This is a genomic window from Candidatus Bathyarchaeia archaeon (genome assembly GCA_035283685.1).
Lineage (GTDB): Archaea > Thermoproteota > Bathyarchaeia > Bathyarchaeales > Bathyarchaeaceae > DATETJ01.
Genome location: DATETJ010000009.1, coordinates 466,528 through 490,157 on the forward strand (window position 1 = coordinate 466,528; position 23,630 = coordinate 490,157).

Consider the following 23,630-nt stretch of genomic DNA (forward strand, 5'->3'; position numbering starts at 1 on the left):
GTTTCTAGCAGAGGTTGCGAGACATGTCCGTTGATAAGCCAAGGATGTCACCAGAGAAGCAGAAAGAGATGCAGGAACGTGTCAAAGAGAGGAACCTCATTCTTGAAAAGATAAAGCATCATGGTCCATCAACCTTGGATGAACTCTCAAAGGTTACTAGCATAGAGAAAGAGAAACTATTGAAGCACGTCATCGCGATGAGGCAGTTTGGAAAAATAGCCATCGCAGGCGAACGTGACAACCAACTCGTTTACGGCTTGCCCGAAGGAGAGCAAGCCTAGGTCACAGAGAGGAAAGAATCATTTTTTTTTATTTTTTAGAGTTTACGAGAGAGCGAAGACGGCTGGTCTTTACACCAGCGGTTTCAGATCAGCGTCTTCAAGTTTGCGTGCCCGTGTCTTGATCCATTCTGTCACTTTTTCTTCTGTCATCTTCTCGTCGTGACTTTGTTCTTCTAGTTTCTCTTCAATGAGGGCTAGGAGTTTTTCTGGGTCGACTGGTTTTATGATGTAGGCGTTTGCTCCTTTGTTTAGGGCTTCAGCTGCATTTTCGAGTGAGGGATACCCGGTGATAATGATTTTTACCATTTTTGGCAGGTCCTCGTGTATCAGGGTGAGCAGTTTTGTGCCTTCCATATCTGGTAGTTTGATGTCTAAGAGCGCAATGTTGTAGAAATTGGTTTTTGACTTCTGCATCGCTTCTCGTCCAGTTTCGGCTGTGTCGGTGTTGTAACCCTTGTACTGCAGAATGGCGCTTAGGGTTGCACGTATGCTTGCGTCGTCTTCCACTATAAGGATGCTAGACTTACTCTCTGGCAATTGCTGTCACCTCCATTTCATGTTGGACAGGCAGTTTAACCGTGAAAGTCGTTCCCTTACCCACCTGGCTCTCAACATCGATGCTGCCGGCGTGGCTTTCAACAAACTTCTTGCAGATCGCTAGACCCATGCCCATGCCCTTAGCCTTGGTTGTGAATAAAGGCTTGAAGATTTTATCCATGTTTTCTTTTGGTATGCCTATGCCTGTGTCTCTGAAACTGACTTCAATAAAGTCCGCTGTTTTCTTGGTGGCGATAGTTAGTTTGCCTCCGTTTTCCATCGCTTGCATTCCGTTCGTGATGAAGTTCAGGAAGACTCGTTTCATTTGATCTTCATCAACCTCTATCTCAGGAAGGAGACTCAGCTCTGTGCGGAGTTCCACGTTTCCAGATGCCCTGACTTGAGTGAGAGCCTCCTTGACTATTGTGTTGATGTCTGTCTTTTTGAGTGTGAGTTTTCTGACCGATGAGAAATCCTGCAAATCTCTTAGTATTTTGTCGGCGTAGTTTATTGAATCGCCGATGACCTGAAGCATTTCCTTTGTTTTTGATCCAACTGGATACGAGTGTTTGAGCTCATACTCATTTTTGAGGTAGTACGTTGCATTTTCTATTGATTGCAGAGGATTCCTAAGGTCATGTCCCACCATAGTGGCAAGTTCTCCGATAACAGCAAGCCTCTCAGACATCAGAAGTTGTTGTTCCATCCGTTTGTGTTCAGTAATGTCGCGGAAAAACCCCACCAACAAGTCTTGTTTTCCTATCTTCAGATGGGCACCACCAATATTACAATAAATCACGCTTCCATCTTTCCTTAGAACAGGAATATCCATAGAAGGAGCTATTTTTCCTTCAGTCGCTTTTTTGAACTCTTGCATCACATAGGGCAAATCTTTTTTTGGATGAATATCTGCCACTCCCCGCTTGAGCAGTTCCTTCTCGTCATACCCTGTTAACTTGCAAATTCTCGGGTTCACAAAAACAAATCTTGCAGTCTTTGGGTCGGCAACTACAATTCCTTCAGTTGAACCTTCAAAAATCGCCCTGTATCTATTTTCCAATTCTCTTATTTTCTCTTCGGCTTGCTTGCGCTCGGTGATGTCGCGCACAAGAGCGAGGACTTCATCTCTACTGCTGGGAACTATTCGAGCCTCATAATCATGTATGTTGCCGTTGGGTAACGGAATTGGGAGCTGATACTCAAAGATTTGTGTTTTGTCCGTTTGCAATGCCTGCTTTATGTAGTGCATAGTCTTTTGAGCGAACTCCGACGGCATCACCTCATGAATCTTTTTACCTAAAAATTCACTTGGAGGCAACGCCGAAGGGACATCTTTTGCGCCACTGACACCCAGAAAGGTGCCATCTTCACCGATTTGTAACATCAAATCCGGTATCGCGTTTACGATAGTCCTATTTTTAGCTTCACTTTTTCTTAATTCCCCGGTTCTCTCCTCCACGAGTTCCTCCAGATGCTCTGTGTTTTCCTGCAGTTTCTTTTCCATCTTTTTTCTTTCTGAGATGTCTTTGTACTGTACCACATTGCCTAGATTTTGGTTTTCAGATATTATTGAGGCACTAGAGATTGACACTGGAACCAGTGACCCATCTTTCTTCTGCCTAACGGAGTCATGGTAAACGTATCCTTCCCTGATGGCGGTCAGTTTCCTTGCTTCTTCCTTTAAGTCATCTGGCACTATTAGATCATCGAGCAATTGCCCTTTGGCTTCATCAGGGGAGTATCCGAAAAGCTCACTGAAACGAGGGTTAATGTCTAGAACGCGGTCATCTAGATCGGAATAGACAGCGGCCTCAGGATTACTCATAAACAACCGTTCAAACTTCCTTTGACTCTCTCGAACAGCTTTTTCAGCCTCTTTGCGTTCAGTAATATCTCTTGCGATTGCCTGAACACCTGTTATCTTTCCGTCTTTTCTAAGCAAACTAACAAGGACTTCAGCTAAAAATGGAGTTCCATCCATACGTTGTCCAACCGCTTCAAAAGGTTTGGGTACTTTTCCCATTAAAGCGGAGCTGAATATCGTTAAGTATTTTGGGATATCTCTCGTTCGCAAGAAGCCTAGTTTCCTAAAGTGTTTACCAATAATGTCATCCTTTGAACAGCCTAACATTCTCGTAGTTGCGGCATTGCATGATGTGACGATGCCTTTCATATCAACAGTAACAATGGCGTCTGAAGCCAGCTCAACAATACTCCGATACATTTCCTCAGAGGTTCCTAACGCTCTTTCAGCCAGTTTGCGCCTTGTTAAGATTTTGGAGATGGCTATCCCAAAAATGATAAACATCGCCAGAATGATCGATCGAAAATAGATCTCCTCCCCGGGCACTTCAAATATTAGCTGATCCAAAAATGCTTTTTCACGGAAAACAAAAGTATCGATTGCCGCATCTATTGGGTAAGCCGAAAGCCCGGCAATAATGGAAAGAATGATTACTTCATGTTCGTCTTTGATTTTCGCTTCACGTTTCAATTGTGAGTGATATTCGGAGCTGATTGGTTTCGTGTTAATCAAAATTACCATCTCTCAAGCAAGGATTTTCTTTAACTCTCCTATGTAATCTGAAAACTCGTAACCTTCCCTTTCCTCAAATTTCAACTCAAGCTTAGAATACAAGTTCTCAAGAATCATTTTCTCAACAAGTGGCGCCCCCGAAACCAGCAACTTCCTCAAACCAGCAGAAAAAGCCTCAGGCTTCTCAACAATCTCCTCTCTCCTCAAATGACACTTATTCTCCACAAAATTATAAATCACGTCCACACCTTCTTCTCGGAAAACCTGCCTCAATGAATCATCCACAGCAGCAAGCAACAAATCATCTAGACTTTCGGTTCTTTTGCTGACCTTTCCATCACGTCTCGTACTAGAGGATAGACCAAGGCTCTCAACCGTGCCAAACGGTCCAGTCATTCGAACAACTTCTGCCACTACTCGACTTTGTCCTACCAAATGTTCGCACAACTCTCAGATTTAGCTTGTATGAAAGTGAAGTCTGAATCGTGAGTAACCGTTCACATTCGGAATCCGAGGCAAACCTAATACGCAAGCAGACACGCGACCTGTCTGAAACATATCAATTACTTCGTGAACGTTCTCGCTTTAAAGTTGAAACTGAAAGCCTGAACTTGATCTCATAGAGTTTATCTAGAAATGAAAAATACTTTTCGACCTCCGCATTTTCCTGCCGCACTTGGGAGCATAAACATCTAGGACTAGCGGCTTGCAAAATCTGCGCTCTTTCTGAACCAAGCAACTGTTCTAAATAGGCATAAAAAGCCTCGAATCGCTTGCCAATATCGTCTCTATTCAAAAACACATGGCTTTCCACGAGTTTGCAAATCAACTCCCAAGCAAAATCACCAAATACTTGCCTGAAAGTAACGTCCAAGATCTCCGACATCAACTCATCAAATTCTTTCAACTCGCCTCACTCCTTTCGCAGCTCTCTAGTCTCAGTAGACTCAGACTCAGAACATAAACAAATATTCTTTGTGTTCTCAGTCGAATTTGGATTCCGAACACAAAAACCGAAATCTTTCTTTCAAACATCTAAGTGCTTTATGAAGCACAACGAACAATGCCGACACAAAATAAGCTAAAGCTGTTAGCAAAAACTGCGAACCTAAAAATTTATTTACATTACTCCGAGAAGAAAATGCGTTTCTTTGAAGCACCCCGAAAGTAAATTGGTATAGCCCTAACTATGTCCTGATCGACAATTATCCCAATAATCTTGCCTTTCTCTTCAATAGGAAGCCTCCGAATATTCTTCTTAACCATGACTTCTATTGCTTCGTCTAGGCTTGTTTGACTGTTAACCGTGACTATCGGAGTGGTCATAATGCCTTCCACAGTGATTCTCTTTGGGTTTAACCCTCTGCTAAGAACCTTTTCAAGCAGATCGGCTTCAGTAACTATGCCCGCAGTTGGACCAAGCAGAACGTCTTCATCCTTTCTAACCAATAGTGAGCCAACCTTATGCTTAGCCATCAACTTCGCAGCTTCGCTCACCAACATACCCTGTTTAACATCGATAGCTGGACGCAGGATCTCCTTCACCGTAACCTCTTCCGTATCGCTCATCCAGCCCTCGGACATGACGTAGTTCTCTTCGGCAAGCTTTGGTTTTCTCTTAACAAGGAGTTCAATGCGGTCATTCTTGTTCGCCAAAGTCACAGGAGGCTTGATGTCGAAATAAAACTTTGAAACGGATTCTTTGACTATGCTCTGTGTCTCAACTTGGTCGCACGTCCTCACGAGGTCGCTCACTGACCTGAAGGTTCTGCTGAAGCTTTCGGCAGCGCTGAACACGCTGAAAACTATCTCAGCCTCATTCTTTTCAATGGGGTTTATGAGCGTCACAATCACCCTGGAAATGGCAATGGTCTTGCCCGGCAACTTAGCCCATTTGAAAACGTAAGGAAAGTCTTGGATGCTTTCGAGGTTAGGCGTGCTCACACGATACTGGGTTCCCTTAACAGTAAAACTCATACGCACACCATAGATACGAGAACAATATGCAAATATATGATTTACTAGTTTCCTACACACATAATCAACGAGTTCAAACAAGGAACAGTGTAGGAGTGTCTTGGTATGTCTGAGGAAACCCTGCCAGAGTACGTCAAGAAACCTGTGCTCATTTTAGGTGTTGGCAACTTGCTCTTCGGAGACGACGGTTTCGGTCCAGCCGTCGTTGACTACATGCTAAGAAACTGCAAGATTCCAGACGAAGTTTATGTCATGGATGTGGGAATCGGAGCGGGCGACGTGCTATTCACCGTGGGCCTAAGCCCAAAGAAACCCAAGAAAATCATTGTTCTGGACGCAGTTGATGTAAAAAGAAAACCCGGAGAAATATTCGAGTTGTCACTAGACGACTTGCCAGCGAACAAGATCACAGATTTCTCAATGCACCTATTTCCAGCCGCAAACCTCTTGAAGGAACTGAGGGATCAAATGGGCATCGACATCGTCATTCTAGCCTGTCAAGCAGAGCGAATACCAGACGATGTCAACCCTGGGCTCTCAGACTCTGTGAAGGAGGCTTTGCTAAGAGCAGCAGAGAAGGCGCTGGAGCTTGCCCAGACGACTCGTTCTGAGAGAAAAACTGATTAGCCCTAGCCATCTTCACGTTAATGAGAAGTGACGTGCATGCGTAGATCATTAGCAACTGTGGATTACGAAGAGATGAAGGGCAAAAACTTCACAGAGATAAGAGTTGACGAAAAACTCTGCGAAGTGTGCGACAAACCAATCAGGGCTGAAGAGAAGACGGTTAAGACTATTGAAATCACGGATTACGAACGCTACTCAAACCTGCTAACCCGTCAAAAAGCCCACGATCGTGTGGAAGTTGACCTAGAAGAGAACAAAATCTACGTTTACCACCACGACTACCCAGGCGAAATCCACCCGAGCTGCATAGAAAAACTGTAAAAAAATTTTTCTAACCAGTCTTGTAGAGGTATCCGCCCTCTTTCTCGCCAGCCTCAGAAACCGCACCAATCTTTCTCAACGCAATAATATGCCTAAGCACTTCCTTCGGACCGATTTTTGTGGCTTCTGAGATTTCCTTTATGGTTAATGACCCTGTTTCCTTTATCTCGCCAAGAATTTGTTGACGTTCAATCTCATCTTTCATTATCTTTGCAGACGTAACCTTGTACTTTTGCTCATCTACTTTTGGCCCAACCTGCGATATCCCGAGAACCCATCTAAGTCGTTCAGTCCTGAAGGCTTCAATGGCTGCATCGGTCTTTTTGGCAAGTTTCTTCTTTTCACTCAAGCTTAGTTACCCTCCTAACGCTACTCCGCTAACAACGCGTTTATCATGGCAGCTATCTGCTCTAATGTAAAATGCTTTACATATATTGCTTTAGGCGGACACGTAGCAGCACAAGCACCACAACCCTTACACAAAGCCTCGTTCACAAATGCGCGCTTCTTCACCTCTTCCCCCTCCTTGTGCTCTACAATCGTGATAGCTTTGAATGTACACGGCTCCACGCACATGGCACATCCGTCACACTTGTCCAGTTCCACATAGGCAACAACTGGCTCTAATTCAACCTTACCTTTGGCTAAAGGCACAGACGCTCTTGCTGCCGCAGCGCTTCCCATAGCTGCACTGTCAGTTATGTCCTTAGGACCCTGTGCGGTGCCAGCTAAGAAAATGCCGTCCGTAGGCGTGTCCAGCGGTCTGAGCTTGGCATGAGCCTCTGTAAAGAAGCCTTCAACGCCTTTGGCGATCTTAAGTAACCCCTGCACTTCAAGAGCCTCTGCCCGCGGAACCATACTCACGTTCAGCACCACATAGTCTGCAGGGATAGAGATTGTCTCATTACTAGTAAGCATGTCCTGAACTGTAACCACGGTGGAACCGAGTTCATTGGACACCACTGGAGGCGCTTCGGGTCTGTACCTCATGAAAACTACGCCGGCTTCTCCAGCCTTTCGATAAAAGTCTTCATGTCCCTTTCCAAAAGTTCGAATGTCTCGGTAAAGGTAGTAAACCCTTGCCTTAGGATACTTCTCCTTTATTTCAAGAGCGTTATTCAGCCCAGTCATGCAGCAAGCTCGGGAACAGTATCGGTTGAGCTGTCGATCCTTATCAATCGGCAGATAGATTCCTGGCTCCTGTCGCCCGCCCACACAGGAAATGAATACTACAGTCTCTGGCGGGGCTCCACTTCGGAGTAGCTGCCCTCTTGTCGGACCGTTTTGGTTGAGAAGTCTTTCCAATTGCCCGGTTGTTATGACGTTGTCATAGGCTTTGTAGCCAAATTCACCCTTTGAAGGCTCATACAAATCGTGCCCAATAGCCACAATGATTGTACCCACATCAACTTCTGACTCAGTCGGCTGCTGGTTCAGGTCTATGGCACCCTTGTCGCATGTCTCCACACACTTTCCACATTTATTGCAGTTGACATGATCAACGGTGTATCTGTGAGGCACAGCGTCGGGAAATGGAAGGTATATGGCTTTGCGTTTGCCAAGGCCGAAGTCGAAATCGTTCGAGACCTCAACGGGACAGACAGCTACGCACTTGCCGCAGGCGTCGCATTTTTCGTTGACGTGCCGTGGGTTTGTGAAGATTTTCGCCTTGAAGTTTCCTATGTACCCATCAACGGCGGTCAGCTTTGAACTTGTCAGTACCGTGATTTTGGGATTGGGCACAACCGCTCCAATCAACGGTTTCAAAAGGTCCAGCGCATAGTCACCGGTTGGATACACTTTGTTCAACTGCGTCATTCTGCCGCCAAGAACGGGTTCCTTCTCCACAAGGTAGACTTCGAACCCTCTCTCAGCCAAGTCAAGGGCTGACCTCAAACCCGCAATGCCTGCGCCTACGACTAGGGCTCTAACAGTGACCTCAACTATTCTCTTCTGCAAAGGTTCTAACAGCGCAGCTCGAGCCACAGACATACGAATAAGGTCTTTAGCCTTTTTTGTAGCTTTCTGTGGCTCCTCGGGGTGAACCCACGAACAGTGCTCTCGAATATTCGTCATGTCAAAGAGGTATGGATTCAGTCCACCTTCTTCTACAACCCTTCTAAACGTGAGCTCATGCATACGAGGCGAACAAGAAGCCACTATGACCCGGGTAAGTCCATGCTCCTTTATGTCATTCCTAATCATTGCTTGAGCCGGGGCTGAACACATGTACATGTAGTGCTTTGCAAGAGCAACATTGGGCAGTGATGAAGCGTATTTGGCTACGTCTTCGACGTCCACGGTTGCCGAAATGTTGACGCCGCAATGGCATATGTACACGCCAATTTTAGGTTCATCTGCGCCAGACATGAGCTTGCCTCCTTTACTCCTTGAGAACCATTGAAGCCTTCATTGCCGCTGCACTAGCTTGAGTCACAGAGTCTGGAATGTCTTTAGGACCCTCAGCTACGCCAGCTATGAATATGCCATCCATACTCGTTGTTACCGGATCGATTTTTGGATTGGCACTCATGAAGAAGCTGTCGTCGCTTCTTTGGAGCTGAAGAATTTTCTCAAATTCGTTTGTCGCGGCTGGAACGATGCCCGTTGACAGAATAACCATGTCAACCTCCTCGTTCAGAAGTTCTCCGGATTCAATGTTTTCCGCGCGTATGAACAAGTTGTTGTTCAGTGGGTTTTCTGTGACTTCTGCCACTCTTCCTTTGACGTACTTTACGTTGAATTCGGTTTTGGCTCTTTGATAGAATTCTTCAAACGCCTTTCCGAAGGCTCGAATGTCCATGTAATAGATGGTCACGTCTACGCCTGGAACATGCTCCTTGACCAGCTCAGCCTCTTTGGTGGCGTACATGCAACACACTCTCGAACAATAGAGGTTCCCAGACTTCTCATCTCGAGAACCCACACACTGAATAAAAGCAACCTTCTTTGGTATTTTTCCATCAGACGGCCTAACCACGTGTCCTCCTGTTGGTCCCGAAGCGCTCAAGAGACGCTCCAAAGCCAAACCTGTAATCACGTTGTCATAAAGACCGAACCCATATTCCTCTTTCTTTGTGGCGTCAAATAGATTGAAACCTGTCGTGACAATAATGGCTCCAACCGTGATTTCCATCTCTTCTGGTTTCTGCTGCAAATTGATGGCACTGGCCATACAGACATTCTGGCACAGCTCACACTCAAGGCAGTGCTCCTTGTCAATAGTGTATATGAGCGGAACAGCTTGAGGAAAAGGAACATAAATGGCGTTTCTAACGCCCATCCTCTCGTCGAATTCATTGGGAATCTCAACAGGGCAAAGTTGAGCACACGCCCCACATCCTGTACACTTCTTTTCGTCCACGTATCTTGGCTTCTTAAGAATCTTAACCTTGAACCCTTTTCCTTCACGGCGAATCTCTTTGACTTCAGAATAAGTGAGCAACTTTATGTTGGGATGCCTTCCAGCGTCCACCATCTTAGGCGTCATGATGCAGGCCGCGCAGTCAAGCGTTGGGAAGGTCTTGTCTAACTGCGCCATTCTGCCTCCTATGCTTGGATTTTTCTCCACAACGTAGACCACAAAACCTTGGTCTGCCAAGTCCACCGCGGCTTGAATCCCGGCGATGCCGGCGCCCACTACTAATCCAGCCCTACTCATGTGGACAAAGGCTCCTGAACCTCTCTTCTCAACGGGCTTGGCCCCAGTTTTCTAACTCCCTCAATCATCTCTTTCACAATTCTGGCGAACTTGCCTCCTTCAGAGGCGGAAACCCACTCCAAACGAAGTCTTTGGGGCTCTATGCCTATCTGTGCCAAGACTTCCTTGAGAAACTTGATCCTCTTCTCGCACGCATAGTTTCCAGTTATGTAGTGACAGTCACCCGGGTGACATCCTGTTATGAGAACGCCGTCTATGCCCTGTCGAAACGCCTCCAGAACATGAAGGGGATCGATTCTCCCACTGCACATTGTACGGATAATCCTTATGTTTGTTGGATAGGACATCCTGCCCACGCCAGCCAAATCTGCACCTGCATAGCTGCACCAGTTACATAGGAATCCGAGGATGCGAGGCTCAAACTTCTCTGTCACTTCATATCCCTCCCTTTCGTTCTTTTTCGGCAAGGGCTACGGAAGGACTGGTAGGCTCCATCAAGAAGGCCGTTTTCACTTCAGCCATTATCTGATCGTCAGTGAAGTGCCTCATTGATATGGCTCGGCGCAAGCAAGCAGCAGCGCAAACGCCACATCCCTTGCAGAGCGCGTCTACCACAGTTGATTTTCCCTCTTCGATTCTGTGCGCACCGTACGGACAGAGCTTCTCACACATGCGGCAGCCCACGCATCGATCTGTGTCCACCACTGCCGTTATGGCTTCGGTTCTGACTTTTCTGTTCGCCATCGGAGCCGCGGCTCTGGATGAAACCGCATAAGCCTGCGATACGCTTTCTCCGATGTCCTTTGGACCGTGAGCCGTGCCGCAGACGTATATTCCGTCTGTTGCGAAGTCAACAGGCCTTAGTTTGACGTGAGCTTCAAGGAAGAACTCGTCTTGTCCCAAGGGCACCTTAAGTATTTTTTGCAGTTCTTTGGCGCTCTCGTGCTGTACAAGAGGTGTGGAGAGCACAACCAAGTCGCAGTCGAGTTCCTTTTTTTCGCCCAATAGCGCATGATAAACGCTCACTCTTAGTCTGTTGTCGGGTAGAGGCATCACTTCGGGGGGTCTCTCCTTGACGTAGTTTATGAATTTGATGTCGGTTTCTCTGGCCCTTCGGTTGTGTTCTTCGTAGTCTTTTCCATAAGTTTGCATATCCTGATAAATAATGTAAACCTCAGAGTCGGGGTACCATTGTTTTATGATGCCAGCGTTCTTGACGGCAACCATGCAGCATATTCTTGAGCAATAGGCCCTTGGCGGCTTCTCCTCTCTAGAACCCACACACTGAATCATGGCGACTCTCTGCGGCTTAAAGTATCGGTCCATAGCCGCCTTGCCACTTTGAAAAACCTTCTCCAAGTCCACTTGCGTTAAAAGGCGGTCATATTCGTCATAGCCATAGTAGCCTGTGGGTTTGAATTCAGTAGCACCTGTGGCAACGATGACTGTGCCAACTTTGAACTTGCTTTCCTCACCGTTTCTAGAGGCGGTTACTTCAAAGTTGCCAATGTATCCTTCAACATCTTTTATTTTTGTGGAGGTCAGTATTTGGACGTTCTTGTTTCTTGTTACAGCATTTATGGAAGCTTCCAAAACCTTTGAAGCATCTTCATCTGTTGGATACAACTTGTAGATTTTCCTTAACATACCGCCCAGTTCAGGTTCAGTTTCCACCAAATACACTTTGAAACCTTGATTCGCCAAGCATTGAGCCGAAGTGATGCCTGAGATGCCTCCGCCTATCACCAAAGCTGAGGGATCAACTGGCAACTCGGACTCTTGTTGAGGCTTGAGAAAAGAAGCCCTAGCCACAGACATCCGAACTATGTCCTTAGCCTTTTCAGTTGCTTTCTCTGGCTCACGCATGTGAACCCATGAACAGTGTTCACGAATATTGGCTAACTCGAATAGGTATGGGTTGACGCCCGCGTCAATGCATGCCCCACGAAACAATGGCTCATGAGTTCGCGGGGTGCATGAGGCAACAACAACGCGGTTCAACTTGTGTTCCTTAATCGCTGCCTTAATCTTGTCTATTCCTTCAGCTGAACACGTGTAGATGTTGTCTTCAGCGTATGCCACGTTGGGCAAGGATTTGGCGTATTTTGTAACCTGGGGAACATTAACCACGCCCCCTATGTTAATGCCGCATTGACAGATGAAAACCCCGATTCTCGGTTCTTCTTCTTGCTCGGCCATGCTCAGTTTCTTCCTTCAATGCGTTGCAGCTGAGCAATCGCTAAGGCTTCGGCTGCTCTTGCCGCCGCTGCGCTTGCCTGTGCCACCGAGTCAGGGATGTCCTTTGGAGATTGACAATACCCACACACGTATATTCCTGGGACAGCGGAATCTACGGGGGCGAGCAGCGGATGGACAACCTTGAAGAAGCCGCAGTCGTCAAGTTCGAGTCCCATGATTTCAGCCAGTTTTTTGTTGCCTTTTCTCGGAAGCAAAGCTGGGCACAAGACGACCAAATCTACATCGTTGAGTGATTTGATCTCCCTAGTGAGTGTGTCATCGTACCATATCGCAAGGTTCTTTGTATCGAGTGCTTCCCGGATTTCGCCCGGTCGACTTCTTATATATTTGACACCATACTCCTCTCGTGCTCTGTTAACGAATTCTTGGAAGCCTTTTCCAAAGGCTCTCATTTCATTATAGAAAATGTAAACGTCAACGTCTGGGGCGTGTTCTCTAATAATTAGCGCCTCTTTTGTGGCGTACATGCAGCAAACACTCGAACAGAACGGTGCACCAAATTTTCTGGTTCTAGAACCCACACACTGAATGAACGCTATCTTTTTGGGTATGCAACCGTCAGCAGGCCTCAAGAGATGACCGCCCACTGGACCAGACGCGCAGACCCAACGCTCGAACTCCAACGCGGTCAACACGTTTTTGTGCTTCTTGTAACCGTATTCGACTATCTCCGACGGGTCGTATTGATCGAACCCCGTGGCAACAATTATAGCACCAACGTTCAACTCAACGTCTGATGGTTGTTGAGAAAAGTCAACTGCTCCTGCCCTGCACACCTTCGCGCAAAGCTTGCAGTCGATGCAATTTTCTCTGTCGACTGTCATACATCTGGGCACGGCTTGAGGCATCGGCATGTAGATTGCCTTTCGCATGCCCAAGTTCATGTCAAACTCGCTGGGAACCTCGACGGGACAGTGCTCAGCGCAAGAGGCGCAGCCAGTGCATTTTGTTTCGTCAACGTATCTGGGCTTTTTCAGGATTTTCACGTGAAAATTGCCGACTGATCCCTTGACTTCCTTGAGTTCACTGAAGGTGAGCAACTTGATGTTTGGGTGACGGAAGCATTCCATCATCTTGGGCGCTAGGATACAGATTGAACAGTCCATTGTTGGAAAAGTCTTGTCCAACTGAGCCATTCTTCCGCCAATTGTAGGCGTCTCCTCCAAAAGGTAAACTTGGAACCCTCGCCCAGCGAGATCAAGTGAGGACTGTATCCCGGCGATTCCGCCGCCTATGACTAAGACTGAGGGCTTTTCACTCATTTCTTAACCATCTCCATTGACGTGGGCATTAGATTCATTGCCTTGGCGACTAGGACGGAGAGATCTATGGTTTCTATGTCCACTTCTTTTCTGTCCACGGGCAGTTTCTCGCTTAGGGCGCAGTTCAAGTGGATCTGGCATTTTGGACACGCTGTGACCAGCATATCGGCCTTGGTGTTCTTCGCCTCGGTCAGTCTCTCTATCTGCATCTGTTTTGAATGTCTGCCGCAGCCCATCCAAGTGCTCACACCGCAGCAGATGGCGTTTTCTCGGTTTCTCTCCATCTCAACAAGTTCGATGCCTGGAATACGTGTTAGAACTTTGCGAGGAGAATCATATACGCCCATGTGTCTGCCAAGCCTACACGGGTCCTGATAAGATACTTTTTTGTCCAGCTTCACAGCAAACTTAATCCTGTCCTTGTCAATTAAGTCGGCGAGAAATTCAGATGCGTGCAAGACCTCGAATTTTTGCGTGCCCAAGAATTCTGTGTAACCCTGTTTGAGTGTTCTGTAGCATTCTGGGCAGGTTGTCACAACTGTGGATACGCCGCTCTTTGTGATGTCAGCCGCATTTATCTTGGCTAACTGGGCAAAGCTGGCCAAGTCGCCTGCAAATGATAGGTCGTGTCCGCAGCATTTCTCGTTCTCTAAGACCACTGGTTTTATTCCCACTGCGTTCATGACCTTCATCATGCTTTGGGCGATTTCGATGTTCCGTACGCCGATGTCGTCGAAGATGGCGTTGAAGTAAGGTAGGCAGCCGACGTAGTACAGAATGTCTCCTGTCTTGGCAATTTCTGCTTCTTGGGGAATCCAGCCAAGGCGATTCTGTTTTGTTTTGGGGTTTGCCATTAATCTTGACAGAGAATGCAAGACTCCTTCATGGGAGCATTTGCCAAAAATGCCTTTGGTGGCTGCTTTCGCCCTGCAGCTGCGAATGAGTTCGTCGTACTCTATGTCTAATGGGCAGCGTTGGCGGCAGAGATAGCATGTCAGGCAGGACCATAAGCCTTTGTCTGTCAGCACCGTGTCTTCGAGGCCCATCAATGCTTTTTCTACTGCCAAACGCGGAGAATAGGCGGGGTCGAGCCGCGTTATTGGGCAGCTGCTTGAGCATTTGCCGCATTCTTGGCAATAGAGCGCTTTTGTTCTCTTTAGGAGATCATGGACCGATTCGACTTCATTGGGCTGCAGAGGGACAAGATGGGCTTCTTTGCCGATCTGGCTTGGTCCCTTGCTTCTTAATTTTTCAGTGAAATCCTTGATTACGGATGCAAATTTTTCTCCTTCAGCTGCAGAAATCCATTCCAATCGAAGTCGGTCAGAGCCAATTCCAAGCAGGTCTAACAATTTCTTAGTTTTGTCAATTCTCTTCTCAGCATGCTGGTTTCCAGACCTGTAATGACAGTCGCCTGGATGGCAGCCCGCGACTAAAACTCCGTCTGCGCCGTTCTCGAAAGCGTTCAGTATGAAGACTGGTTCTACTCTGCCGCTACACATAACTCGGATTATTCTGATATTTGTTGGGTAGGATAGTCGGCTGGTTCCAGCTAGGTCGGCGCCTGCGTAGCCACACCAGTTACAGAGAAATCCAACGATTTTGGGGTTGTACTCTGGCACCAGTCAATTCCTCCTGATCCTTCTAGCCTATTGCAGCCTCCACCATGGCGTTGACCTGTCCCTCAGTGAAGTGCTTCATGGTAATGGCTCCTGTCGGGCATGTGACTGAACACGTTCCGCATCCTTTGCAGGAGATTTCGTTTATTCTGGCGCTCACAACCCGAGGAGCGACTTCCACGAGTTCGATGGCCTTGAACTCGCAAACTTCCTCACATCTGCCGCATCCACGGCACAAGTCGGGGTTGACCCAGGCTGTAATGGCTTCGGTTCTCATCTTTTTGTTGGCCATGAGTATTGCGGCTCGAGCGGCTGCTGCCTTGGCGGAAACTATGGACTCGGGAACATCCTTTGGCCCCGTTGCCGCTCCAGCCAAGAAAATGCCATCCATCTGAGTGTCAACTGGCCTAAGCTTCAGGTGAGCCTCCATCAAGAAGCCGTCTTGGCTCAATGGTATTTTCAGGGTTCGCGCCAGTATGACGGAGTCCTTATGTGGGATAAGCGGTGTTGACAACACTACCCAGTCGCTGATAAGCTTTACCTCGTGAGCTGCAAGCATGTCGTAAACGGCAACCAGCAACTTCTTATCGGGAGTTTCTGAGATCTCTGGTCCTGCTTCTTCAATGAACTTTATGAATTTGACTTCGAGGTCTCTTGCCTTTGAGTAGAAGTCTTCGTATTCCTTGTAAACTCGGAGGTCGCTGTACAATATGATGACATCGGTCTTAGGCGACATTTCCTTGATTAGTATAGCGTTCTTGATAGCATTCATGCAACAGATTCGGGAGCAGTAGGGCCAGCCCTCCTCCTTCCTCGCCTTGAGAATCTTTCTCAATATGCGCGAGGTGTCAGACATGGCGAAGGCTTCGAGTTCGTAAGCCCTGATTTCGCCCTTCCTTGAGCCGACACACTGTATCATTACTACTCGTTCGGGATTCTCAATTGCCCCTTTGCTGAGTAGCTGATCCATTTCTAATTGTGTTACAACTCTATCATAAAGTCCATATTGGTAGAGACCTTCAGGCGGTCGATAGTTTAAGGCGCCGCAGGCAACAATAATTGTGCCCACTTCGAACCCGAAGTTCTCTCCGTTTCGAGCCGCTGTAACTTTGAAGTTTCCAACGTAACCCTTGACATCAGTTACTGTTGTTGAAGTCAACAGCTGAACATTCTTGTGAGTTTTCGCGGCTTCACGGGTTGGATTCAGAATATCTGACGTGTTCTGCATGGTAGGATAAAGCTGGTGTAACCTTCGTAGGTTGCCGCCAAGTTCGGGTTCTTTTTCAACCAAATAAACCTTGAAGCCTTGATCTGCTAGGCTGAGCGTCGCAGTTAACCCTGCTATGCCACCGCCGATGACGAGGCATGAGTCCTTTATGTCTATCTCCGGCTCTTCCTGAGGGAGTAGCCAAGCCGCCCTTGCGACAGCCATCCGAACAATGTCTTTAGCCTTTTCTGTTGCTGCTTCCGGTTCGTGAGCGTGAACCCAGCTGCACTGCTCGCGGATGTTGGCCATCTCGAAAAGATACTTGTTCAATCCTGCTTCAACGCAGGCCGATCTGAATAACGGTTCATGTGTCCTAGGCGTGCATGACGCTACAATAACTCGGTTTAGATTGTGAATCTTTACTGCTTCTTTTATTTTGGCTAACCCTGCCTCTGAGCACGTATAGATGTTGTCTTCGCTGTAAGCCACGTTCGGCAACGTTCTGGCGTAGTCCACAACGGCTGGAACGTTGACCACACCGCCAATGTTAATGCCACAGTGACAAACGAAAACTCCGATTCTCGGCTCTTCTCCCTCTTTCCAGGCTTTTGGCACAGGCTTAAAAGGCGTAGGCAGCCGCCTAGGTGGCTCGGGAACAAGAACTGGTTTCTTTGCAGTGCGCTTTCTAGGTTTGGCAGCTCGTTTTCGTTCGCGCCGACTCGTTTGTGACATGTTTCTACCTCGGCTTGAACGGGTTCGGACCTATCTTCTTGAGTTCCTCGGTCATTTCCCGAACGACTCTGGCGAACTTCTCTCCCTCGCCGCTTGAAACCCACTCCAGACGCAGGCGATCAACTTCGATGCCCATGTCTTCCATCATTACTCGAAGGGCTTCAGCGCGTCGTTCTGTTTTCAAGTTTCCGTCAGTGTAGTGGCAGTCTCCCGGATGGCAACCTGCTATGAGCACGCCATCGATACCCTTGGACAACGCGTCCATAACCAAAGCTGGATGAACCATGCCTGAGCACATGACACGTATTATCCGTATGTTGGTGGGGTATGAGATTCGAGCCGTGCCAGCCAGGTCAGCGCCGGCATAAGAGCACCAGTTGCAGCAGAAAGCCAGAATTAGAGGCTCGAACTCCGATTCGGCTTCTGTCATACAAGTTCCCAGCTTATCATTCATGCTTTTCTTAACGGATTCGGACCGAGTTGTTTGATTCTCTGCGTCGTGTCTCGAATAAGAGCCGCGAATTTTTCACCTTCACCCGCAGAAATCCATTCCAATCTTAGCCTTTCTGCTTCAATTCCCAGGTGACCAAGCGCATCTTTAAGAAATGCGAATCGCCTTTCCATCATGTAGTTTCCTTGAACATAATGACAGTCGCCTGGATGACAACCAGTTATGAGCACGCCATCAGCTCCCCATCTGAACGCTGAGAGAATGAATGTTGGGTCCAGTCGCCCGCTGCACATAACACGGATGATTTTCACATTGGTGGGATATTCGAAGCGGCTCGTCCCGGCCAAGTCTGCGCCAGCATAAGAGCACCAGTTGCAGCAGAAGGCCAAGATCACAGGTTCGAATTCTTCCTCAACTTTCACTTCTTCCATCCTATGCTTCCTCCGTCAAAGCAGCCTTCACCTGCGCTAAAACTTGATCATCCGTATAGTGCTGCATCGTGATTGCCCTTCTAGGACACTCAGCCGCGCACGCGCCACATCCGCGGCAAAGGGCGGCTATTGTGTGAGACTTTCCTTCCTCCAAGTAATGGGCACTATATGTACAGATTTCTTCGCAGAGCCCGCAGCCAATACACTGTTCCTCGTCTACAACTGAGGTCAATGCTTCCGTTCTCATTTTCTTGTTAGCCATGAGCGTACCAGCTCGGGCGGCTGCTGCCTTGGCTGAGACCACGGATTCTGGAACATCTTTTGGACCTGAAGCCGTACCTGCTAAGAATATCCCATCTGTCTGAGTGTCAACTGGCCTAAGCTTTAGGTGAGCCTCCATCAAGAAGCCGTCTTGGCTTATTGGGATTTTGAGCAGTCTTGCGAGAATGACCTCTTCTTTGCGCGGTATCAAAGGCGTTGAGAGCACAATCCAGTCGCAGGGCAGGTGAATTTCCTGGCCTGACAATGCATCGTAAGCTGAAACAGTTAGTCGTCCATCTGATTCCTGCTTTATCTCTGGTGTCACTTCCTCGATGTGTTTAACGAATTTTACTTGGTGCTCTCGAGCCATTGAATAGAAGTCTTCGTATTCCTTGTATACTCTGACGTCTCCGTAGAGTATTATGACGTCTGTCTCAGGAAACCTCTCCTTTATGAGTATGGCGTTTTTGATGGCGTTCATGCAGCAAATCTTTGAGCAATACGGCCACCCTTCCTCCTTCTTGGCTTTGAGAATCTTCGCCAACAATCGTGCTGTGTCGGATTTTGGAAAGCCAGCAAGATCCATCGCGCGTATTTCGCCCTTTCTAGCTCCCACGCACTGGATCATGACGACTCTTTCAGGCGGTTTCTCTATCTTTCCGCTTCCCAGTAGCTCATCCATTTCCAACTGTGTCACAATGTTTGGGTGAGTGCCGTACTGATAGAGTCCTTTTGGAGGCGTGTAGCTGGATGCGCCGCAGGTAACAATTATGGTTCCAACATCAATTTCTCTCTTGTCACCGCCATTTTTGGCGAGTGCGGTCTTAAAACTGCCCACATAACCCTTGGCATCTGTCACTGTGGTTGAAGTCAAAGTTTCTATGTTCTTGTGTTCGTTCACTGCCTTTATGATTGGCTCTAGAATTTCAGACGTGTCCTGCATAGTTGGATACAGCTTGTGCAGTCTTCGCAGGTTGCCGCCAAGTTCGGGTTCTTTTTCAACCAAGTAAACCTTGAAACCTTGTTCAGCAAGTGTCAAAGCAGCTATCATTCCCGCGATGCCACCGCCAATGACCAGAGATGAGTCCTTAATTTCCAACTCTGGTTCATCTTGGGAACTGAGCCACGCAGCTCTTGCCACTGCCATCCGTACTATGTCTTTTGCCTTTTTCGTTGCTTTTTCCGGTTGATGTTTGTGAACCCAGCTGCAATGTTCACGGATGTTCGCCATCTCAAAGAGATACTTGTTCAATCCCGCCTCTTCACACGCTGACCTGAACAGTGGTTCATGGGTTCTAGGAGTGCAGGACGCAACGATGACCCGATTGAGTTTGTGCTCGTTTATGGCTTTCTTTATGGAGGCTAATCCTGCTTCAGAGCACGTGTAGATGTTGTCTTCAGCGTAGGCAACATTTTGAAGAGTCCTTGCATATTTCGTAACCTCTGGGACTTTTACGACACCGCCTATGTTAACGCCGCATTGGCAGATGAATACTCCAATCCGTGGCTCCTCTTCTGCCATAAACTACACTCTCTTCTCCAAGACTTCAGCCACTCTAGATGCTGTCGCACTGCCCTGCATGATGGAGTCTGGGATGTCCCCGGTCTTTGGTCCAAGAGCGTAACCGCACACAAAGATTCCCGGAACGGTGGTGTCCACCGGACTTGTCAGAATATTTGCAGCTTGGAAGAACCCAGACGGGTCAACAGCTGTGCCCAAGACTTTGGCAAGCTCCTTTGCGTCAGCCCGTGGTACAAGAGCTGGACAGAGCACAACCAAATCAAAAATTGCATTCTCTATTCGACCCGCAACCGTGTCCTCATACCATATCTTAAGATCCTTGGTGCTCGGGTCTTCCATGATTTCGCCTGGGCTGCTCCGTATGAATCTCACTCCATATTCACTCTTTGCTCTATTGACGAACTCTTGAAAGCCTTTGCCAAACGCTCTGAGGTCAATGTAGAATATGCTAACAGTTGAATGAGGCTCGTGTTCTCTTATGAGAACCGCGTCTTTGACCGAGTATTTGCAACATATGCTGGAACAGTAGCTGGTTCCAAATCTTCTATCTCTGGAGCCAACGCACTGTATGAAAGCAATTTTTCTAGGGATTTTTCCATCAGAAGGCCTTATCAAATGCCCGCCAGTTGGTCCTGAGGCGCAAAGTAAACGCTCCAGTTCCAGCGCCGTGACAACGTTTCTGTAGCGTCCGTACCCATATGTTGGAATTTGAGCCGAGTCAAAAAGGTCGAAGCCAGTAGCCACAACAATCGCGCCGACGTTTAAGTCAACTTCTTCAGGCTGTTGCTTAAGGTCAACCGCGCCTGCTGTGCACATTTTTTGGCAGAGTCCACAATCGATGCAGTTGACTTTGTCAATCGTCATAGCCCTGGGCACTGCTTGTGGAAATGGCATGTAGATGGCTTTGCGTAGACCTAGTTGCTCGTCGAATTCGTTTGGTACTTCAACGGGACAGTGATCAGCGCATGTTCCACAGCCAGTGCATTTCGTTTCGTCTACGTACCGTGGCTTTCTGAGAACTGTGACAACAAAGTCTCCTACGGAGCCTTTAACGGCTTTCATTTCAGAGTATGTCAGTAGTTGAACGTTGTGATGATGGGAGCATTCTATCATTTTGGGTGCCAGAATGCACATTGAGCAGTCCATAGTCGGAAATGTCTTGTCCAACTGAGCCATTCTGCCGCCGATGCTAGGCGACTTCTCCAACAAGTAAACCTTGTACCCTCTACTCGCCATGTCTAATGAAGCTTGTATGCCAGATATTCCGCCGCCTATAACCATAACGGCTATCTCTGTCATCTTTTTTCCTCCTTCAAAATCTCTCCTTGAATAGATCAGTTATCGGAATCCTGTGCGCTCTTACTTCCCAGTCTTCAAGTTTCATGCCCATGCCCATTCTCAACAATTCAATGAAATGAACAACCGGCAAATTGTATTCCTCATTGAAGTGCCTCTTGATCTCTAACTGCCCCAAGTCAAGCTGTAAGAAGCAGAATGGGCAAACCGTGACTACAGCCTGCGCTTCGGCGTCTCGGAGAGCCATGAGCTTTTGCCGCGATATCTGTCGGGCCAAGTCATCGTTTATGTCTCTTAAAGGACCTCCGCAACACATTTCCTTGCGTTCGTAGGGAATTGACTCAGCACCGGTGGCTTTGACAAGCGCGTCTAATTCGTTGAACCCTCTTAAAAGCTCAAAGTGTATACGTTTGGGCTTGGTCAAGTGGCATCCTGGCTGGGCTCCAACCTTCAATCCGTTGATGGGCTCTTTAATGGCGTTCTTGACCTTGCCGATTCCCAAGTCTCCATGGAGAACATCAACGAGATTCTTGACATCAACCTTTCCTTTGTACTCTTTGCCTACTTCCGAGAGGATTTGGTTCGTCTGATCTTTGAGCTTAGGGTTTCTCTTTAGCATGGTATTCACCATCAACAATGATTCATAGCAGTCATTGCAAAGAGTCATGATGTCCAGACCCATTTCTTCAGCTATGCAAAGGTCGCGTGCAGCCAACGCCACCCAGCTTGAATAGTCAACTGACTGTACGCTGAAAGGGGCACAACAGTTTGCTCCTTTCATGTCAACTAGCTCTATTCCTAATTCGGGCATAACTTTTCTAACTGAAACCTCGTAGCTGGGTTCTCTTGCGGGTATGAGGCAGCCCAAGAAAAACGCGTACTTCATTTTTCCCACGTTTCCTATCTTGACTTGACGATTTTCTCCATTCCCGTTCTCTTCAGAATCTTCTGCACTTCGTCCAATCCATCGTTCGTGATTTTGCCCAAACCGAGGCTTTCTCTTTTATCTGAAACAGATCGCACAGGATTGATAACGCGCGTTGTTTCGTAGAGGCTTTTGGCCTGCGCGAAGACCCCTGGCGGCACGTTGCCATCGCTGACGGCCAAATTCCTTATGGCAAACATCACTTCGCCTACATCCCCGCCTTGAGGACAACGGTCGAGACATGTGAAACATGACAAGCAATACCATGGCAGTTGAGTTGGCAGAACCTCCTTTTTGAAGCCCAAAATGATCATTTCCATTAGACGTCGGGGGTTGTGCTCACTGGTCAGTCTTGCCACTGGGCAGCTGCTGGAGCATCTTCCGCACTGAATACATAGAAGAATGCCCTTACCGCGTGGAGTGTTCGCTACTTTTCCCATGAAACCGAAGTCAAGCTCGCTCAAGCAAACTCTCTCCTGACTATACTCGAGGTTAGGAAAATATGCACGTGTGAGTGGAGCCTAATATGTTTTTGTGCAGTTTATGCCAATTTTAGCGTAAAAGGAATAATTCAGCGCCATTTTGAGCAGTTCGTGAAATCTATTTCCTCTGGATCCAAAATTGTAAAATTGGTATTTCCTATTATAAGAATGGATAAAAATGCCTAGGCGTTACGAAATCTAGTCCCTTGTATAACATATTTTGCTTGGTTTTTCAAGCGCCTTGTTTATAGCGATCACGGCGATGCTTGCGCCATGGTCTGAGATTCTATCTAGCTCTAAGACGACTGTTCTCAAAATTGGGTTTTCTGGAAGCTCTTTCAGTAGTCGCTCATGTTCGCTTCTGATATCCCTCGCCATCTCTAAGAGATTGTTGGACAGTTCGATGTCTCCGGTGAAGACGCAGTCCATGGCTTTCAGGAACAGGTTGTGCGCTAACTCTCCCATGCTTGCTATCCTAGCCATCAAGTTTTTACTCGCTTTCTCTTTGCCAAGAGTGTGAAGATCACGTGCCATTCTCGCAATGGACTCGGCGCGATCCGCAATCAATTCCAGGTACCTTGTGATTAACCCGTAATACAGGATTTGAGAAGGATCGTCTAATCCAATCTTGTCCCCTATCACTCGGTCACGTTGAGCTGAGAGCATCAGCCTCAAAGCGAGCCAGTACATCATGTCAGCTTCATCTTCTCGTCGAATTGCATCCTCTGCCAAATCCCGATTGGATTCAGTCAACGCCTGTAACGCCTCAGTGTGAATGGTTGAAGCAATAACGGACAACCTGCGCAGAAGCATATCTATCTTGAATCTTGTAGGCTCTATGGAACATTGAAGGTCTATTTGCTGTGGTGTCTCTTGAACTATGCCTAGCCCCATGAGTCTGTGCGTAATCCCGCGGACTTCGTCGATCTGCGCTCTGCTTATTCGCGTTGAAGAAACTATCCTCAGGACGTCTCGCCCGAGAATGTAACTCCCCACGATCAGTCTCTCCAAGAGTCCAGGCTCATTGCAGAGGTCAGAGTTAATCGTGTATTCTTCTGATTGCTTCTTGCGCTCGACCATACTGCTTGGCACAAGTTTTAGCGAGCCATCTTTTTCCGGAAGCAGCATGACGAGGTCGCCTTGCTTCAGGCCAGATTCTCTTACCCAGTTCTTAGGTAGAGATACGCTAAATGTGGAGTAACCGACCCGCTGAACTTTTCTGCTTTCCATTCTAGATACTCTA

Annotated in this window: 23 protein-coding genes and 1 pseudogene; 3 read left to right on the forward strand and 21 right to left on the reverse strand. The window is 47.5% G+C overall.

The window, feature by feature from the left end; genetic code table 11:
• Positions 1–23: 23 nt before the first annotated feature.
• Positions 24–281 (forward strand): hypothetical protein, encoded by a 258-nt coding sequence (locus VJ249_09075; GenBank protein ID HKZ94713.1) that lies wholly within the window; start codon positions 24–26, stop codon positions 279–281.
• A 69-nt stretch (positions 282–350) separates the two neighbouring features.
• Here the strand turns inward: VJ249_09075 and VJ249_09080 are convergent, their stop codons facing one another.
• The 5 genes from VJ249_09080 to VJ249_09100 all read right to left on the reverse strand — a co-directional run bounded on the left by VJ249_09080 (position 351) and on the right by VJ249_09100 (position 5,331).
• Entirely contained in the window at positions 351–818 is a 468-nt protein-coding gene (locus VJ249_09080; protein ID HKZ94714.1) for a response regulator, read from the reverse strand.
• Positions 805–3,354, reverse strand: a complete 2,550-nt coding sequence (locus tag VJ249_09085; protein ID HKZ94715.1) for a PAS domain S-box protein — start codon at positions 3,352–3,354, stop codon at positions 805–807. Before VJ249_09085 ends, VJ249_09080 begins: the two co-directional genes overlap by 14 nt.
• Positions 3,355–3,366: 12 nt before the next feature.
• Complete coding sequence (locus VJ249_09090; protein ID HKZ94716.1) at positions 3,367–3,768, reverse strand: hypothetical protein; 402 nt, start codon at positions 3,766–3,768, stop codon at positions 3,367–3,369.
• 145 nt (positions 3,769–3,913) lie between these two features.
• A complete protein-coding gene (locus VJ249_09095) occupies positions 3,914–4,261 on the reverse strand; it encodes a hypothetical protein (protein ID HKZ94717.1) in 348 nt (115 codons plus the stop codon).
• A gap of 218 nt (positions 4,262–4,479) precedes the next feature.
• Positions 4,480–5,331, reverse strand: a complete 852-nt coding sequence (locus tag VJ249_09100) for a CBS domain-containing protein (GenBank protein HKZ94718.1) — start codon at positions 5,329–5,331, stop codon at positions 4,480–4,482.
• A 105-nt stretch (positions 5,332–5,436) separates the two neighbouring features.
• Between VJ249_09100 and VJ249_09105 the strand changes: the two genes are divergently transcribed.
• Positions 5,437–5,958, forward strand: coding sequence for a hydrogenase maturation protease (locus tag VJ249_09105; GenBank protein HKZ94719.1), 522 nt, complete (start codon positions 5,437–5,439; stop codon positions 5,956–5,958).
• A gap of 36 nt (positions 5,959–5,994) precedes the next feature.
• Positions 5,995–6,279, forward strand: a complete 285-nt coding sequence (locus tag VJ249_09110) for a hypothetical protein (GenBank protein HKZ94720.1) — start codon at positions 5,995–5,997, stop codon at positions 6,277–6,279.
• A gap of 10 nt (positions 6,280–6,289) precedes the next feature.
• On the opposite strand, the gene VJ249_09115 is transcribed toward VJ249_09110, so the two are convergent.
• From VJ249_09115 to VJ249_09190, 16 genes and pseudogenes are all read right to left on the reverse strand, one after another.
• A complete protein-coding gene (locus tag VJ249_09115; GenBank protein HKZ94721.1) occupies positions 6,290–6,628 on the reverse strand; it encodes a winged helix-turn-helix transcriptional regulator in 339 nt (112 codons plus the stop codon).
• Between the two features lie 20 nt (positions 6,629–6,648).
• Entirely contained in the window at positions 6,649–8,649 is a 2,001-nt protein-coding gene (locus VJ249_09120; GenBank protein HKZ94722.1) for a CoB--CoM heterodisulfide reductase iron-sulfur subunit A family protein, read from the reverse strand.
• A 13-nt stretch (positions 8,650–8,662) separates the two neighbouring features.
• Entirely contained in the window at positions 8,663–9,940 is a 1,278-nt protein-coding gene (locus tag VJ249_09125; GenBank protein ID HKZ94723.1) for a CoB--CoM heterodisulfide reductase iron-sulfur subunit A family protein, read from the reverse strand.
• A complete protein-coding gene (locus tag VJ249_09130; GenBank protein ID HKZ94724.1) occupies positions 9,937–10,374 on the reverse strand; it encodes a hydrogenase iron-sulfur subunit in 438 nt (145 codons plus the stop codon). Before VJ249_09130 ends, VJ249_09125 begins: the two co-directional genes overlap by 4 nt.
• A gap of 1 nt (position 10,375) precedes the next feature.
• Positions 10,376–12,139 carry a CoB--CoM heterodisulfide reductase iron-sulfur subunit A family protein gene (locus VJ249_09135; protein HKZ94725.1) on the reverse strand — a complete coding sequence of 588 codons (1,764 nt, stop codon included), beginning with the start codon at positions 12,137–12,139 and terminating at the stop codon, positions 10,376–10,378.
• Between the two features lie 2 nt (positions 12,140–12,141).
• Positions 12,142–13,461 carry a CoB--CoM heterodisulfide reductase iron-sulfur subunit A family protein gene (locus VJ249_09140; GenBank protein ID HKZ94726.1) on the reverse strand — a complete coding sequence of 440 codons (1,320 nt, stop codon included), beginning with the start codon at positions 13,459–13,461 and terminating at the stop codon, positions 12,142–12,144.
• Positions 13,458–14,684, reverse strand: a complete 1,227-nt coding sequence (locus tag VJ249_09145) for a (Fe-S)-binding protein (GenBank protein HKZ94727.1) — start codon at positions 14,682–14,684, stop codon at positions 13,458–13,460. Before VJ249_09145 ends, VJ249_09140 begins: the two co-directional genes overlap by 4 nt.
• Positions 14,685–15,086 (reverse strand): annotated as a pseudogene (locus VJ249_09150) (hydrogenase iron-sulfur subunit).
• Between the two features lie 19 nt (positions 15,087–15,105).
• Positions 15,106–17,019, reverse strand: a complete 1,914-nt coding sequence (locus tag VJ249_09155; protein HKZ94728.1) for a CoB--CoM heterodisulfide reductase iron-sulfur subunit A family protein — start codon at positions 17,017–17,019, stop codon at positions 15,106–15,108.
• A gap of 4 nt (positions 17,020–17,023) precedes the next feature.
• Positions 17,024–17,449 (reverse strand): hydrogenase iron-sulfur subunit, encoded by a 426-nt coding sequence (locus VJ249_09160; GenBank protein ID HKZ94729.1) that lies wholly within the window; start codon positions 17,447–17,449, stop codon positions 17,024–17,026.
• A gap of 20 nt (positions 17,450–17,469) precedes the next feature.
• Positions 17,470–17,901: a hydrogenase iron-sulfur subunit gene (locus VJ249_09165; protein HKZ94730.1), complete on the reverse strand. Its 432-nt coding sequence runs from the start codon at positions 17,899–17,901 to the stop codon at positions 17,470–17,472.
• A gap of 1 nt (position 17,902) precedes the next feature.
• A complete protein-coding gene (locus VJ249_09170) occupies positions 17,903–19,684 on the reverse strand; it encodes a CoB--CoM heterodisulfide reductase iron-sulfur subunit A family protein (GenBank protein ID HKZ94731.1) in 1,782 nt (593 codons plus the stop codon).
• A 3-nt stretch (positions 19,685–19,687) separates the two neighbouring features.
• Positions 19,688–20,983 (reverse strand): CoB--CoM heterodisulfide reductase iron-sulfur subunit A family protein, encoded by a 1,296-nt coding sequence (locus VJ249_09175; protein HKZ94732.1) that lies wholly within the window; start codon positions 20,981–20,983, stop codon positions 19,688–19,690.
• Between the two features lie 13 nt (positions 20,984–20,996).
• Positions 20,997–21,866, reverse strand: a complete 870-nt coding sequence (locus VJ249_09180) for a CoB--CoM heterodisulfide reductase iron-sulfur subunit B family protein (protein HKZ94733.1) — start codon at positions 21,864–21,866, stop codon at positions 20,997–20,999.
• A 14-nt stretch (positions 21,867–21,880) separates the two neighbouring features.
• The gene (locus tag VJ249_09185; protein ID HKZ94734.1) at positions 21,881–22,369 is read right to left on the reverse strand and encodes a 4Fe-4S dicluster domain-containing protein; all 489 of its coding nucleotides are present in this window, start codon (positions 22,367–22,369) and stop codon (positions 21,881–21,883) included.
• 216 nt (positions 22,370–22,585) lie between these two features.
• Complete coding sequence (locus VJ249_09190; GenBank protein ID HKZ94735.1) at positions 22,586–23,617, reverse strand: PhoU domain-containing protein; 1,032 nt, start codon at positions 23,615–23,617, stop codon at positions 22,586–22,588.
• Positions 23,618–23,630: the final 13 nt, after the last annotated feature.

What these genes read in the sequence shown, in the direction of transcription:
- VJ249_09180 (HKZ94733.1), bottom strand. Translation starts at nt 21,866, where the DNA reads ATGAAGTACGCGTTTTTCTTGGGCTGCCTCATACCCGCAAGAGAACCC.
- VJ249_09135 (HKZ94725.1), bottom strand. Translation starts at nt 12,139, where the DNA reads ATGGCCGAGCAAGAAGAAGAACCGAGAATCGGGGTTTTCATCTGTCAA.
- VJ249_09155 (HKZ94728.1), bottom strand. Translation starts at nt 17,019, where the DNA reads ATGTCACAAACGAGTCGGCGCGAACGAAAACGAGCTGCCAAACCTAGA.
- VJ249_09110 (HKZ94720.1), top strand. Translation starts at nt 5,995, where the DNA reads ATGCGTAGATCATTAGCAACTGTGGATTACGAAGAGATGAAGGGCAAA.
- VJ249_09175 (HKZ94732.1), bottom strand. Translation starts at nt 20,983, where the DNA reads ATGACAGAGATAGCCGTTATGGTTATAGGCGGCGGAATATCTGGCATA.
- VJ249_09100 (HKZ94718.1), bottom strand. Translation starts at nt 5,331, where the DNA reads ATGAGTTTTACTGTTAAGGGAACCCAGTATCGTGTGAGCACGCCTAAC.
- VJ249_09075 (HKZ94713.1), top strand. Translation starts at nt 24, where the DNA reads ATGTCCGTTGATAAGCCAAGGATGTCACCAGAGAAGCAGAAAGAGATG.
- VJ249_09105 (HKZ94719.1), top strand. Translation starts at nt 5,437, where the DNA reads ATGTCTGAGGAAACCCTGCCAGAGTACGTCAAGAAACCTGTGCTCATT.
- VJ249_09160 (HKZ94729.1), bottom strand. Translation starts at nt 17,449, where the DNA reads ATGACAGAAGCCGAATCGGAGTTCGAGCCTCTAATTCTGGCTTTCTGC.
- VJ249_09190 (HKZ94735.1), bottom strand. Translation starts at nt 23,617, where the DNA reads ATGGAAAGCAGAAAAGTTCAGCGGGTCGGTTACTCCACATTTAGCGTA.
- VJ249_09165 (HKZ94730.1), bottom strand. Translation starts at nt 17,901, where the DNA reads ATGGAAGAAGTGAAAGTTGAGGAAGAATTCGAACCTGTGATCTTGGCC.
- VJ249_09140 (HKZ94726.1), bottom strand. Translation starts at nt 13,461, where the DNA reads ATGAGTGAAAAGCCCTCAGTCTTAGTCATAGGCGGCGGAATCGCCGGG.
- VJ249_09120 (HKZ94722.1), bottom strand. Translation starts at nt 8,649, where the DNA reads ATGTCTGGCGCAGATGAACCTAAAATTGGCGTGTACATATGCCATTGC.
- VJ249_09125 (HKZ94723.1), bottom strand. Translation starts at nt 9,940, where the DNA reads ATGAGTAGGGCTGGATTAGTAGTGGGCGCCGGCATCGCCGGGATTCAA.
- VJ249_09170 (HKZ94731.1), bottom strand. Translation starts at nt 19,684, where the DNA reads ATGGCAGAAGAGGAGCCACGGATTGGAGTATTCATCTGCCAATGCGGC.